Consider the following 12,714-nt stretch of genomic DNA (forward strand, 5'->3'; position numbering starts at 1 on the left):
ATGCGTGTTTGGCGCATGGGCATTGCCCGGCCCTCGCCGTTGCGCGAGGCCGCGCGACAGACTTTAGGAGCTCAACTCCTTCAACAGTTCCTTGACCCTGACCACGCGCAGCGCCACATCCTGAATATCGGCCTCCACGCGCAGCTTGTCCTGTCCCGCCAGCCTGTAGTTGCGCTTGGTTTGCAGCAGCTGGATGATTTTCATCGGGTCTATCGGCGGGTTCTTGGCGAAGTGGACCTGGATGGCCACTTCGCTGGCGTCCAGCTTTTGCACGCCCAAGGGCTTGGCCAGCAGACGCAGGCGGTGGCTGTCTATCAGGGTCTTGACGGTTTGCGGCGGCAGGCCGAAGCGGTCTATCAGTTCTTCGTGGATATCGTCGATTTCCTGTTCGCTCTCGCAAGTGGCCAGCCGCTTGTAGAGCACCAGGCGCTCGTGCACGTCGGGGCAATAGCCGTCCGGCAGCAGGGCCGGGCTGTGCATATTGATTTCGGTGGTGACGCCCAGCGGCGCGTCCAGGTCCGGGGTGCGGCCTTTCTTGAGATCGCGCACCGCCTGCTTGAGCATTTCGGTGAACAGGGAGAAGCCCACTTCCTGCATCTCGCCGGACTGGCCTTCGCCCAGCACTTCGCCGGCGCCGCGGATTTCCAGATCGTGCATCGCCAGGTAGAAGCCGGCGCCCAGTTCCTCGGACATCTGGATGGCTTCCAGCCGTTTCATCGCGTCCTTGGTGATGCCGTCCGGCGTCAGCAGATAGGCGTAGGCCTGATGGTGGCTGCGGCCTACGCGGCCGCGCAGCTGGTGCAGCTGGGCCAGGCCGAACTTATCGGCGCGGTTGATCAGGATGGTGTTGGCGTTGGGGATGTCGATGCCGGTTTCAATAATGGTGGAGCACAGCAGCACATTGAAGCGCTGCTGCAGGAAGTCGCGCATCACTTGTTCCAGCTCGCGTTCGCGCAGCTGGCCGTGGGCCACGCCGATGCGGGCTTCCGGCACCAGCTCCGCCAGCTTTTCCCGCATGTTTTCTATGGTGTCCACCTCGTTGTGCAGGAAGAACACCTGGCCGCCGCGTTTGAGTTCGCGCAGCACCGCTTCGCGGATCACGCCGTTGGCCATCGGGCTGACGAAGGTTTTCACCGCCAGCCGGCGGCTGGGGGCGGTGGCGATGACGGAGAAGTCGCGCAGGCCTTCCAGCGCCATCGACAGCGTGCGCGGAATCGGCGTCGCGGTCAGCGTCAGCACGTCCACATTGGCGCGCAGCCGCTTCAGCTGTTCTTTCTGGCGCACGCCGAAACGATGTTCCTCGTCGATGATGACCAGGCCCAGGTTCTTGAACTGGATGTCCGGCTGCACCAGCTTGTGGGTGCCGATGACGATGTCCACGCCGCCGTCGGCCAGGCCGGCCAGCGCGGCCTTGCTTTCCTTGGCGCTGCGGAAGCGGGACAGTTCGGCGATTTTCACCGGCCAGTCGGCGAAGCGGTCGGAGAAGTTCTGGAAGTGCTGTTCCGCCAGCAAGGTGGTGGGCACCAGCACCGCCACCTGTTTGCCGCCGAGGACGGCGACGAAGGCGGCGCGCAGCGCGACTTCGGTCTTGCCGAAGCCGACGTCGCCGCAGACCAGGCGGTCCATCGGCTTGCCGGAGCACATGTCCTGCACCACGGCTTCGATGGCGCTGGCCTGGTCCGGGGTTTCCTCGAAGCCGAAGCCGGCGGCGAAGGCTTCGTAGTCGTGGTGGGACAGGCTGAAGCTGTGGCCTTCGCGCGCGGCGCGCTGGGCGTAGAGGTTGAGCAGCTCGGCGGCGGTGTCGCGGGCTTTTTCCGCGGCGCGCTTCTTGGCTTTCTCCCAGGCCGGATTGCCCAGCTTGTGCAGGTGGATCTGGTCCGCCGCGCCGCCGGCGTAACGGGAAATCAGATGCAGCTGGCTGACCGGCACGTAGAGGGTGGCGCTGTCGGCGTACTCCAGCTGCATCAGCTCGGTTTCGCCTTCGCCCAGGTCCATGGACACCAGGCCGACGTAGCGGCCGATGCCGTGCTGTTCGTGCACCACCGGGTCGCCGGCCTTGACCTCGGCCAGGTCGCGCAGCATGGAGTCGGAGCCGGCGCGCGCGCTCTTGCGGCGGGTGTGGCTGCGGGCCACATGCTGGTAGAGCTCGGATTCGGTGACCACGGCGATGCCGGCGCCGGGCAGGGCGAAGCCGGTGTAGAGCGGGGCCACGCTCAGCGCCAGCGGCATGTCGCCGGCGATGAACTCGGCCCAGCCGTCCACCGGGCGCGGCTTGATGCCGTGCTCTTGCAGGAACTGGTGGACGGTTTCGCGGCGGCCCAGGCTTTCCACGGTGATCAGGATGCGTTGCCCGCCGCTGCGGATGAAGGCGTCCAGCTTGTGCAGCGGTTGTTCGGCGCGGCGCTCCACCGCCAGTTCCGGCAGCGGGGCGCAGCCTTCCGCCAGTTCGCCGTCGCCGGCCAGTTCCACGCGGGCGTAAGGCTTGAGCCGCGCCATCAGTTCGTCCGGGCGCAGGAAGATGTCGGCCGGCGGCAGCACCGGGCGCTCGGTGTCGCCGCGCGCCATGTCGTAGCGGCTTTCCACGTCTTGCCAGAAGACCTGGGCGGCCTGTTGCACATCGTGGTGCAACACGATCAGCGCGTCTTCGCCCAGGTAGTCGAACAGAGTCGCGGTGTCGTCGAAGAACAGCGGCAGGAAGTATTCGATGCCGGCCGGCCACAGGCCCTGGGAGACGTCTTTGTAAATGCGGCTCTTGCTGGGGTCGCCTTCGATGCGTTCGCGGTAGCGCTGGCGGAAGGCGGTGACGCCGCTTTCATCCGCCGGATACTCCCGCGCCGGCAGCAGGCGGATTTCCGGCACCGGGTAAAGGGTGCGCTGATTGTCCGGGTCGAAGGTGCGCAGGCTGTCGATTTCGTCGTCGAACAGATCGATGCGGTAGGGCAGCGCCGATCCCATCGGGAAGAGGTCGATCAGACCGCCGCGGATGGAGAATTCGCCCGGGGCCATTACCTGGGTGACGTGGTGGTAACCGGCGGTGACCATATTGGCGCGCAGCTGCTCCACATCCAGCCGCTGTTTGGCCTGCAGGAAGAAGGTGCGTCCCAGCAGATAGCCGATCGGCGCCAGCCGCGTCATCGCGGTGCTGACCGGGGCGATGATCACATCGCATTCGCGCTGATGGATCTGCCACAAGGTGGCCAGCCGCTCGCTGACCAGTTCGCCGTGAGGGGAGAAATGGTCGTAGGGCAGGGTCTCCCAGTCCGGCAGCAGCGCCACGCGCAGCGAGGGCGCGAAGAACGGAGCCTCGGCTTGCAGGCGCTGTGCCGATTGCGCGTCGGCGGCGAGGATGAGCAGCGGACGCCGCTCTGCGGCGAGGCGGGCGACGATGTTGGCGTCCAGCCCGGCGGGCAGGCGTCCGTGACGAGTTTTCTGACTGGCGGGAGGGATCCGCGGGAGGTTATCCAGCATGCTGCTTCACTAGTTTTGGCGGTTTCGGGCTTGGCGGTTTCGGGATTATAGCAGCCGTCCGGCGCGCGCCGTTTACCCGGCTTGCGCTGGGCGGGCGTCGCTTGTGTCCAGCGGGGTGAATATTTTCATCGTCATTGTCTGGCTGCATCCGGCAATTGCATATATTGTATGTCAGCCGGGTGATTTTGTTTTTCGTTTGGCATATATGCGCTTGATTTGTTAATGCAAAATTAATTTCGGCGCGCGGCGGGGCGCCGGCGCGAATGGGGGCGGGGTGGCGTGACAGTCGGATCGGCTTGCCGGGACGCGGCGGTGTTTCTGGGGTTTTTGGCGTGCACGGCTTTTTGGCCGCGCGAGCCGGTATTGGGATTTTCGCTGGCGGCCTTCCTCGCCCACGGTGTATGGAGCTATCGTTTTTTGCGTCGCGGCTGGCGCCAGTCCTGGTGGTGGCCGCTGGCCGCCGCCGCGCTGGCGGCGCAATGGTCGCCGCCGCAATGGGCGGCCCTGCTGCTGATCAGCCTGTACGCGCTGGCGCCCGGCCTGTACGCGGCCGGCCTGCGTGGGGGGCTGGCGGTGCGTCAGCCGGCGGACTTGCTGCGGCTGCTGCTGCGGCTCGCCTGCTATCCCTCGGTGCTTTTGGCCGGCCTGGCCGCCGGCGCCGGCTGGCGCTGGTTCGGCATGGAGGGCTTGTGGTCGTGGGCGGCGCAGGCCTGGGGCGTGTCCGGCCTTGCCCTGTCCTTGTGCGCGCCGCCGGCCTTGTACGCGTCCGGCGCGCCGCCGACGCGGCGCCAGGTCTTGGAAACCGCCCTGATCCTGGCCCTGGCCAGCGTGATGTGGTTCAGCCTGCTGGGCAGCAGCGTCGCCTATTCGCTGCCCTGCCAATTGCTGTTTTTTCCGCTGATGCTGTGGGCGGCCTTCCGCGTCGGTTTCCGCGGCGCGGCGTTGGTGGGGGCCTGGGTGCTCGGCTTGCTGTCGCTATACGTGCTGGCGCCGGAGCTGACCATGCACGCCAGCGTGCTCAACGGCGCCAGCGAGGTGGCGCTGACCCTGGCCTTGAGTTGCGCCACCCTGCTGGTGTCGGTCTTGGCCGACGGCCATCGTCAGAACGAGAGCGCGCTGCGCGAGTTTCGCGCGCGGGTGGAGTCCCTGGTCAACAACAGTCCCAATATGATGTCGCTTAAAGGGCTGGACGGCCGGTTTCTGCTGGCCAACGCCGCCTATGCGCGCCGGGTGGGGCGCGCGCCTCAGGGCATGCAGGGTCTAACGGTGGAGGAGCTGTTCGACGAGCAGGATGCCGCCCAGATCCGCGAGCAGGACGCGGTGGTGCTGTCCTGCCTGGAGCCGCGCCAGTTCGAGGAGAGCTTTCTGTTCAACGGCGTGCTCAGCCATTTGCTGGTCACCAAGTTTCCCTTGTTCGACGCCCATGGCCGCCCGGCCGGGGTGGGCAGCGTGGACACCGACATCACCCAAACCCGTCAGGAGCAGAAAGCCAAGCGCGAAACGGAGGAGCGTTACCGCGCGCTGGTGGAGCAATCGCTGGTGGGCATCTACATCCTGCAGGATGAGAAGCTGATCTACGCCAACCCCAAGCTGGCCGCCATCATCGGTTATCAGCCCAAGGAAATGGAGGGCATGGGTCTGGAGCAACTGCTGGTGCCGGGCGAGGCCGCGCGCATCCGCCAGCAAATCGTCAAGCGCTACCGCGAGAACATCGCGGTGCTGCAATACGGCACCCGCGCGGTGCGCCAGGACGGCGTGGTGGTGGACGTGGAAATCCACAGCCGGCTGTTCGACTACGAGGGCAAGAAGGCCATCATCGGCGTGGTGATGGATGTTTCCGAACGGCTGGCGGCGGACGCCAATCTGCGGCTGGCGGCCAAGGTGTTCGAAAACTCGGCGGAAGGCATTCTGCTGATGGACGCCGAGGCGCGTATCATCGCGGTCAACCACGCCTTCAGCGGCATCACCGGTTACGCCGAGGCCGAGGCGCTGGGCAAGGTGTCGCGCATTTTTGGCGATCAGAAACAGCTGAGCCGGCAGGCGATGCTGGAGGCGCTGGCGGGCGGCGGCCATTGGCAGGGCGAGATGCTGGACCGCCGCAAGAGCGGCGAGTGGTATCCGGCCGAACTGGCGATCTCGGCGGTGCGCGACGCTGGCGGCGCGCTCAGCAATTACGTGGCGGTGTTCTCCGACATCACCCTGCGCAAGCAGTCCGAGGAACGTCTGCAGTTTCTGGCCAATCACGATCCGCTGACGCAGCTGCCCAACCGCAGCAGCCTGACCACGCGTCTGGACGAGGCCATCATCAGCCTGGATTGCGCCAGCGGCTCGCTGGCGGTGATGTTCATCGACCTGGACCGTTTCAAACTGATCAACGATTCCTTCGGCCATCAGGCCGGCGACGAGTTGTTGCGGGAGACGGCGCTGCGCCTGCAGCGGGCGGTGGGGGGGCGCGGCCTGCTGGCGCGGCTGGGCGGCGACGAGTTCACCCTGGTGATGACCGGCTTCAAGGACGCCGCCGCGCTGGTGACCGCCGCCGAGGACACGCTGGCGGCGCTGGGCCAGCCGCTGCGGCTGGAAAACCACGAAGTCTACGTCACCGGCAGCATAGGCATCAGCGTCTACCCCAATGACGGCACCGACGCCCAGACCCTGCTCAAGAACGCCGATGTGGCGATGTACCGCGCCAAGGAAGCAGGCAAGAACACTTACCAGTTCTTCGCCGCGGAAATGAACACCCAGACCTTCGAACGCCTATTGCTGGAGAACGGCCTGAGGCTGGCGCTGGAGCGCGGCGAGCTGGAACTGCATTACCAGCCGCAGGTGGACGCGGTCAGCCGCCGGGTGCTGGGCGCGGAAGCGCTGATCCGCTGGCGCCATCCGCAACTGGGCCTGGTGCCGCCGGGCCGCTTCATCCCGCTGGCGGAGGAAACCGGCCTGATCAAGCCCATAGGCGACTGGGTGCTGCAGGAAGCCTGCCGCCAATTGGCGGTCTGGGACCGTCAGGGCGTGGCGGTGCCGCGGCTGGCGGTGAATTTGTCCGCGCGCCAGTTCGAACAGCAGCTGCTGCCGCTCAAGGTGGCGGAGGCGTTGCGGGCGGCGGGCCTGTCCGCGGCGCGGCTGGAGCTGGAGATCACCGAAAGCATGATCATGCTCAACCCCGGCGAGGCGGTGCGCCAGCTGGGCGAATTGAAGGCGCTGGGCGTGGGCCTGTCCATCGACGATTTCGGCACCGGTTACTCCTCGCTGTCCCATCTGAAGCGTTTTCCGCTGGATACCTTGAAGATCGATCAATCCTTCGTCGAAGGCCTGCCGGACGACGGCGACAACGCCGCCATCGCCGAAGCCATTCTGGCGATGGCGCGCAAGCTGCAGTTCCAGGTGGTGGCGGAGGGCGTGGAGAGCGAGCGCCAGGCGCAATTCCTCACCAGCAAGGGCTGCGCCTTGCTGCAGGGCTATCACTTCGGCCGCCCGGTGCCGGCGGCGGAGTTGCCCGCCTTGCTGGCCGGCATCGTCGCCGTGGGCGAGCAGCGGCAGCTCGGGCTGATGTCCGGCGTGGAGGTGCTGGGCAGCTGAACGCAAGCCGGTTTTGCCCTGAACCGCCGCGCGCTCTAAAATGGCGGGATTGTCATTAGAGAATCGCCATGAGCAACAAACGCCTGATCCACGGCTTTCACGCCATCAATGCCCGTCTGTGGCAGAACCCCAAGAGCCTGCTGGAAGTCTGGCTGGCCGGCGGCCGCCACGACGCCCGCGCCAAGGCGGTGCTGGACAAGGCCGCCGAGGAGGGCATCAAGCTGCACATCGTCGACAAGGAACGCCTGGACAGCATGAGCGGCAACGCCCGTCACCAGGGCGTGGCGGCGATGATAGACGCCAGCCGCAACTTCGTGCACCTGGACGACGTGCTGGACAATCTGAGCGAACCGCCCTTGTTGCTGATCCTGGACGGCGTCACTGATCCGCACAATCTGGGCGCCTGCCTGCGGGTGGCGGACGCGATGGGCGCGCACGCGGTGATCGCGCCCAAGGACCGTTCCGCCGGCCTCAACGCCACCGTGTCCAAGGTGGCGTGCGGCGCCGCCGAGGTGATTCCCTATCTCACGGTCACCAATCTGGCGCGCACGCTGCGCGACTTGAAAGACGCCGGGATCTGGATCGCCGGCACCACCATGGAAGCGGATACCGACCTCTACCACTGCGACGCCGCCGGCCCGCTGGCCTGGGTGATGGGCTCGGAAGGCGAGGGCATGCGCCGCTTGACCCGCGAGCACTGCGACGTGCTGGTGTCCATCCCGATGTTCGGCACGGTGGAAAGCCTGAACGTGTCGGTGTCCGCCGGCATGGTGCTGTCGGAAAGCCGCCGCCAGCGCACGCTGGCGCAGGCCAAGGCCGATTGAGCCCTGGCCGCCCGCACCGCCAAGCCCCCGTCCTCGGGGGCTTTTTCTTGGGCGCGGGGTTTGACTGTAATCAGATGCGAGCCTAAAAAAGTAGACAGAATACGGAACCGATCTGGCGCCGCTGCAGTCTTGTTGATACCTTACCTGGGTATCCTATTTGCGAGAGGGGAGTGCAGTGATGGATAGACGTGGATTCATCGGCGCCGGCGCGGCGTTGGCTCTGGTTCCGTTGTTGCGGCAGGCCTGGGCGGCGCAGCCGCCCGCCGTCGATCACGCGGCGATGGGACATGGCGGCATGGGCGCGGCGGCGGAGACGATGCCGGCCGCGGCCGCTTTGGGCCTGCCGGCGGGCCTGGCTTTGCCGGCCCTGCCGCTGTTGCGCAACCAGAGCGCCTTGCCCGGCGTGTTCAGCGCGGCGCTCAGCGCCGGCGCGCAGGCGCTGCCGCTGTTGCCCGGCAAGCCCGCCACCGTGTTCTGGAGCTATAACGGCCAGGTGCCGGGGCCGACGATAGAGGTGTTCGAAGGCGACGAATTGCGGCTGCATTTCGAAAACCGCCTGTCCCAGCCCACCACCATTCATTGGCACGGCTTGCCGATTCCGGCTGACCAGGACGGCAATCCGCAAGACCCGGTGCCGCCGGGAGGGAGCCGCGAATACCGCTTTACCTTGCCGCAGGGCTGCGCCGGCAGTTACTGGTATCACCCGCACCCGCACGGACATACCGCCGAGCAGGTGTATAGGGGGCTGGCCGGCGTGTTCGTGGTCAAGAGCCGCAGCGATCCGCTGGCGCATCTGCCGGAGCAAAGACTGGTGTTGTCGGACCTGAAGCTGGACGCCGACGGCAAGATCGCGGCCAATAGCGAAGCCGATCGCATGGACGGCCGCGAAGGCCAGTTTCTGCTGGTCAACGGCGCCTGGCGGCCGCATCTGACGCTGGGCGTCGGCGAGCGCCAGCGCTGGCGGGTCTGGAACGCCAGCAGCGCGCGCGTGCTCAAGCTGGCCCTGCCCGGCCACGAACTGGAACTGGTGGGCAGCGACGGCGGCCTGCTGCAGCGGCCGCGACGCATCGACAGCCTGACGCTGCCGCCCGGCGCCCGCGCCGAGCTGGTGGTGACCGGACGCTTCGCGCCCGGCCACGGCGCCGGCCTGCTGGCCCTGCCGTATCGGCGCGGCAAGATGATGTCGGCCGAGCAGGACGCGAGCCTGACGCTGCTGGAGCTGCGCCGGGGCGCCGTCGCCAAAGCCACGGCGCCGCTGCCTGAGCGGCTGCGCGAAATCCGGCCCCTGGGCGCGCCGGCGGTGCGGCGCAGGGTGGTGCTGTCCGAAGACATGGCCAATCCCGCCGCGATGTTCCTGATCAACGGCAAGACCTTCGACATGGAGCGGGCGGACTTCCTGGGCAAGGTGGGGGCGGTGGAGGAGTGGGATATCGTGAACGAGGCCGATATGGACCACCCCTTCCACATTCACGGCACCCAGTTCCAGGCGCTGGCGCGCCGCAAGGACGGCGTCTGGCGCGAAGAACCGTTCCTGGCCTGGCGCGACGTGGCCAACGTCTCCGCCGGCGAGACGCTGCGGCTGCGTTTCCGCCAGGACATGCCGGGCCTGCGCATGTTCCATTGCCACATCCTCGAGCACGAAGACGCGGGGATGATGGGCATGCTGCGAGTGGAGGCCTAGGCGGCCGCGCGCAACTGCGTCACAATGGCCGCAGCCCGGCCCGCCGGACGGCGGCCGGGCTCGCTTTGAACCCGCTTGGATTAGGATGGACATGACGCAAGAAAAACCGCAGGACGGCTGTTGCGACGCAGCGGCCCCGCTTTCCGACAAAACCGTGGTGCAGCCGGGCAAGAGCGCGCTGATCAAGCGTTTGGCGCGCATCGAGGGTCAGGTGCGCGGCATCAGCGGCATGGTGGAGGCGGACCGTTATTGCGTGGACATCCTGACCCAGGTGGCCGCGGTCAAATCGGCGCTGGACGCGGTGTCGATGCAATTGCTGGAAAATCACATGAAAGGCTGCGTGGCGCGCGCGCTGCATCAGGGCGACGCCACCGGCATGGTCACCGAACTGATAGACGTGGTCAAAAAAGTGCGCTGAGCCGCGTCGCCGCAAAGGAATGCACATGAAAACCCCGCTCGCCGTCCTGTTGTCCCTCGCTTCCGCGCTGGCCGCGGCGGGGCCGATTCCGTTCGAGGTCTACATCAAGCTGCACAAGGGCATGTCCGAGGCCGAACTGGTGTCCCAGGCCGGCGCGCCCGATTACAGCAGCAACGGCCCCACGGTCAAAACCAAGGACGCCAACGCGGTGGTGGAAACCAGCACCCGCTCGCTGTCCTGGCTCGCCAACGACGCCGTGCCCTATACCACCACGGTGACGCTGAGTAATGGGGTGGTGGTGGATATCTCCCGCGACAAAAAGCTCTGAGAACCTGTTCAAAGTCTGCTGCGCGTCGTGAAGCGTTGTACGGCGAGTACGAGTTCAGAATGCTCATGTACCCCCTCGTGCATTCCGCTTTTTCGCTCGTTTTCGCCTTGTCTCGCCCTCGCTTGAGAGGCTTTGAACCGCGACTTGGGGCGGATTCCGAATCCCGTCTTCGCCACAGCCTTGCCGCCGTTCCGCGCGGAAGCCCCTGATTTATTTGCCTGCCGCCGGCTAAGCGCGTAGAATGCTGCGGTTTCAACCCCTTGCCTTTTGCAACTGCATGGCAAAAGGCTTCAATAGCCACAAGGAGTTAACATGCGTCATTACGAAATCGTGTTCATCGTCCACCCGGACCAGAGCGAACAGGTTCCGGCCATGATCGAGCGCTACAAGGGCATGGTTCTGGCCGCTGAGGGCAAGATCCACCGTCTGGAAGACTGGGGCCGCCGTCAACTGGCTTACCCGATCCAGAAGCTGCACAAGGCTCACTACGTTCTGATGAACGTAGAGTGCCAGTCCGAGACCCTGGCCGAAATCGAACACGCCTTCAAGTTCAACGACGCTGTTCTGCGTCACCTGACCATCAAGCTGGAGCGCGCGGTTACCGAAGCGTCCCCGATGATGAAGGACGAAAAGGCCAAGAACCTGCTGGACGCCCAGCAGCCGGCAGCCGAGGCTGAAGCTTCCGCCTAATTGGCCGGAGCAAAGTCTTGCAGAACCGTCTGGCGCTGACCGCCACGGTCGACCGAGAGGATGCGCTGAGATACACGCCCGCCGGCTTGCCGGTGTTGGAAATGTGGCTCAAGCATCAGTCCAGACAGACAGCTCACGGTTTTGATCGGGATGTGGCCTGCGAAATACAGGCCGTGCTGATAGGCGAAGACGCCCGGAAGTTTTCCGGGAAACTGGCGGGAAACACGGTGAATCTCACCGGCTTTCTGTCCCAGCGCAGCCTCAGGAATCCGCGGTTAGTGCTCAATATCGAATATGTTGAATTTGTAAAAGGTTAGTCAAAATGGCTCGTCAACTCTTCAAGCGCAAGAAGTTCTGCCGCTTCACGGCAGAAGGCATCAAGGAAATCGACTACAAATCCGTTGATCTCCTGAAAGACTTCATCGCCGAAAACGGCAAAATCATTCCGGCTCGCATCACCGGCACCAAGGCCCGCTACCAGCGTCAGCTGACCACCGCTATCAAGCGTGCTCGCTTCCTGGCCTTCCTGCCGTACACCGACCAGCACTAAGCCGGGAAAAGGAACTTAAAAGATGCAAATCATTCTGCTCGAAAAAGTTGCCAACCTGGGTCAACTGGGTGATGTGGTTAAAGTCAAGGATGGTTACGGTCGTAACTTCCTGATCCCGCAAGGCAAAGCCAAGCGCGCTACCGAAGCCAACCTGAAACAGTTCGAAGCTCGTCGCGCCGAACTGGAAGCCAAGCAAGCCGAGATCCTGGCCGACGCCAAGGTCCGCGCCGAGAAGCTGAACGAAGCCGTTGTCACCATCGCTCAGAAAGCCGGCGTTGACGGCCGTCTGTTCGGTTCCGTGACCAACGCCGACGTGGCTGAAGCCGTGACCGCCTTCGGCGTTGCGGTTAAGCGCACCGAAGTTCGCCTGCCGAACGGCCCGTTCAAGGCCATCGGCGAGTACGACATCGAGATCGCTCTGCATCACGACGTCGTGACCCCGATCAAGATCGTGGTGGTTGCCGAAGCTTAATTCCTGTTTTCAGGAACGCTTTATCAAAAAGCCCGCTCATTCGAGCGGGCTTTTTGTTTGGGCGCGCGCCGGGGCGCGGATCAATCGTCCTGGCTCAGCACCAGGCGCGCGCGCAAGCCGGGCGCGTCGGCCTCGGCGATGGACAGCAGGCGGTCGATATTGGGGTGTTTGCCCGGATTGGCGCGCGCGTCCGGCGTGTGTTCGGCGTAAAGCGCCAGTCCCTCGCGCGCGGCCTTGCGGTCGATATGGCCGTGGGTCTTGATCAGGGCGTGGTAGACGCGCACCGAGCCGGCGGTGCCGGGCTGATTGTCCAGCCGGCCGACCGGCTCGCCGCTGGCGTCCAGCAGCACGATGGCGCGAATGTCGTCGACGGCGGGCAGGGTGTTGAGGATGTCCTTGAAAGCGCTTGCTTGCATGATGTGTTTCCTATTGTCGTTATCGTGGCGGGCCGCCGGGGCGGCCCGTTGAGGGGGGCGTTGCGCATGGGCCGCGGCGTCGGGCCGGGCCGGATGCAAGACCGTTCCAGTGTGGCCGGGTATTAGGCGGCGGGCCGGCTGAGAAAGTTCAGCCGGCTGCCGCGCATTGCACATTTTTGGTGCGGCCGCTCGGCCGTCTTGCCTTGATTTGGTGCAATGTATGCCGACAGCTCTTCATTACACCATGCTTTGGATGATTTTGTGTTGCGGATTTGTTAATGAATCAAAGGC

Annotated in this window: 11 protein-coding genes; 9 read left to right on the top strand and 2 right to left on the bottom strand. The window is 65.2% G+C overall.

All coding sequences use genetic code 11. From position 1 onward, the window contains the following. Positions 1 to 63: 63 nt before the first annotated feature. A complete protein-coding gene (gene mfd, locus ACODRW_RS03000; protein WP_235084306.1) occupies positions 64 to 3,468 on the bottom strand; it encodes a transcription-repair coupling factor in 3,405 nt (1,134 codons plus the stop codon). A gap of 363 nt (positions 3,469 to 3,831) precedes the next feature. Between mfd and ACODRW_RS03005 the strand changes: the two genes are divergently transcribed. The 9 genes from ACODRW_RS03005 (at position 3,832) to rplI (ending at position 12,007) form a co-directional block, all read left to right on the top strand. Further along, positions 3,832 to 7,044: a sensor domain-containing protein gene (locus tag ACODRW_RS03005; RefSeq protein WP_233246642.1), complete on the top strand. Its 3,213-nt coding sequence runs from the start codon at positions 3,832 to 3,834 to the stop codon at positions 7,042 to 7,044. 68 nt (positions 7,045 to 7,112) lie between these two features. Continuing rightward, positions 7,113 to 7,868 carry a 23S rRNA (guanosine(2251)-2'-O)-methyltransferase RlmB gene (gene rlmB, locus ACODRW_RS03010; protein ID WP_107798213.1) on the top strand — a complete coding sequence of 252 codons (756 nt, stop codon included), beginning with the start codon at positions 7,113 to 7,115 and terminating at the stop codon, positions 7,866 to 7,868. A 178-nt stretch (positions 7,869 to 8,046) separates the two neighbouring features. Continuing rightward, positions 8,047 to 9,549: a multicopper oxidase family protein gene (locus ACODRW_RS03015; protein ID WP_488905145.1), complete on the top strand. Its 1,503-nt coding sequence runs from the start codon at positions 8,047 to 8,049 to the stop codon at positions 9,547 to 9,549. Between the two features lie 91 nt (positions 9,550 to 9,640). Next, on the top strand, positions 9,641 to 9,967 hold the full coding sequence (locus ACODRW_RS03020) for a metal-sensitive transcriptional regulator (RefSeq protein WP_043632821.1): 327 nt from the start codon (positions 9,641 to 9,643) through the stop codon (positions 9,965 to 9,967). 25 nt (positions 9,968 to 9,992) lie between these two features. Then, on the top strand, positions 9,993 to 10,295 hold the full coding sequence (locus tag ACODRW_RS03025; RefSeq protein ID WP_048415984.1) for a hypothetical protein: 303 nt from the start codon (positions 9,993 to 9,995) through the stop codon (positions 10,293 to 10,295). A gap of 312 nt (positions 10,296 to 10,607) precedes the next feature. Beyond that, positions 10,608 to 10,985, top strand: coding sequence for a 30S ribosomal protein S6 (rpsF, locus tag ACODRW_RS03030; RefSeq protein WP_048410930.1), 378 nt, complete (start codon positions 10,608 to 10,610; stop codon positions 10,983 to 10,985). Positions 10,986 to 11,002: 17 nt separating this feature from the next. Then, positions 11,003 to 11,302 (top strand): primosomal replication protein N, encoded by a 300-nt coding sequence (priB, locus tag ACODRW_RS03035; RefSeq protein WP_048415985.1) that lies wholly within the window; start codon positions 11,003 to 11,005, stop codon positions 11,300 to 11,302. A gap of 5 nt (positions 11,303 to 11,307) precedes the next feature. After that, positions 11,308 to 11,535 (top strand): 30S ribosomal protein S18, encoded by a 228-nt coding sequence (gene rpsR, locus ACODRW_RS03040; protein WP_011137185.1) that lies wholly within the window; start codon positions 11,308 to 11,310, stop codon positions 11,533 to 11,535. 22 nt (positions 11,536 to 11,557) lie between these two features. Further along, positions 11,558 to 12,007 (top strand): 50S ribosomal protein L9, encoded by a 450-nt coding sequence (rplI, locus tag ACODRW_RS03045; protein ID WP_048410928.1) that lies wholly within the window; start codon positions 11,558 to 11,560, stop codon positions 12,005 to 12,007. 80 nt (positions 12,008 to 12,087) lie between these two features. Here the strand turns inward: rplI and ACODRW_RS03050 are convergent, their stop codons facing one another. Then, a complete protein-coding gene (locus ACODRW_RS03050; protein ID WP_227107032.1) occupies positions 12,088 to 12,423 on the bottom strand; it encodes a DUF2322 family protein in 336 nt (111 codons plus the stop codon). Positions 12,424 to 12,714 lie beyond the last annotated feature (291 nt).

The sequence above is a fragment of the Chromobacterium sp. FG89 genome, from assembly GCF_057808735.1.

Coding starts and splice junctions, on each gene's coding strand:
- ACODRW_RS03015 (WP_488905145.1), top strand. CDS start 8,047: ATGGATAGACGTGGATTCATCGGCGCCGGCGCGGCGTTGGCTCTGGTT.
- ACODRW_RS03025 (WP_048415984.1), top strand. CDS start 9,993: ATGAAAACCCCGCTCGCCGTCCTGTTGTCCCTCGCTTCCGCGCTGGCC.
- rlmB (WP_107798213.1), top strand. CDS start 7,113: ATGAGCAACAAACGCCTGATCCACGGCTTTCACGCCATCAATGCCCGT.
- ACODRW_RS03050 (WP_227107032.1), bottom strand. CDS start 12,423: ATGCAAGCAAGCGCTTTCAAGGACATCCTCAACACCCTGCCCGCCGTC.
- ACODRW_RS03020 (WP_043632821.1), top strand. CDS start 9,641: ATGACGCAAGAAAAACCGCAGGACGGCTGTTGCGACGCAGCGGCCCCG.
- mfd (WP_235084306.1), bottom strand. CDS start 3,468: ATGCTGGATAACCTCCCGCGGATCCCTCCCGCCAGTCAGAAAACTCGT.
- rpsF (WP_048410930.1), top strand. CDS start 10,608: ATGCGTCATTACGAAATCGTGTTCATCGTCCACCCGGACCAGAGCGAA.
- rplI (WP_048410928.1), top strand. CDS start 11,558: ATGCAAATCATTCTGCTCGAAAAAGTTGCCAACCTGGGTCAACTGGGT.
- rpsR (WP_011137185.1), top strand. CDS start 11,308: ATGGCTCGTCAACTCTTCAAGCGCAAGAAGTTCTGCCGCTTCACGGCA.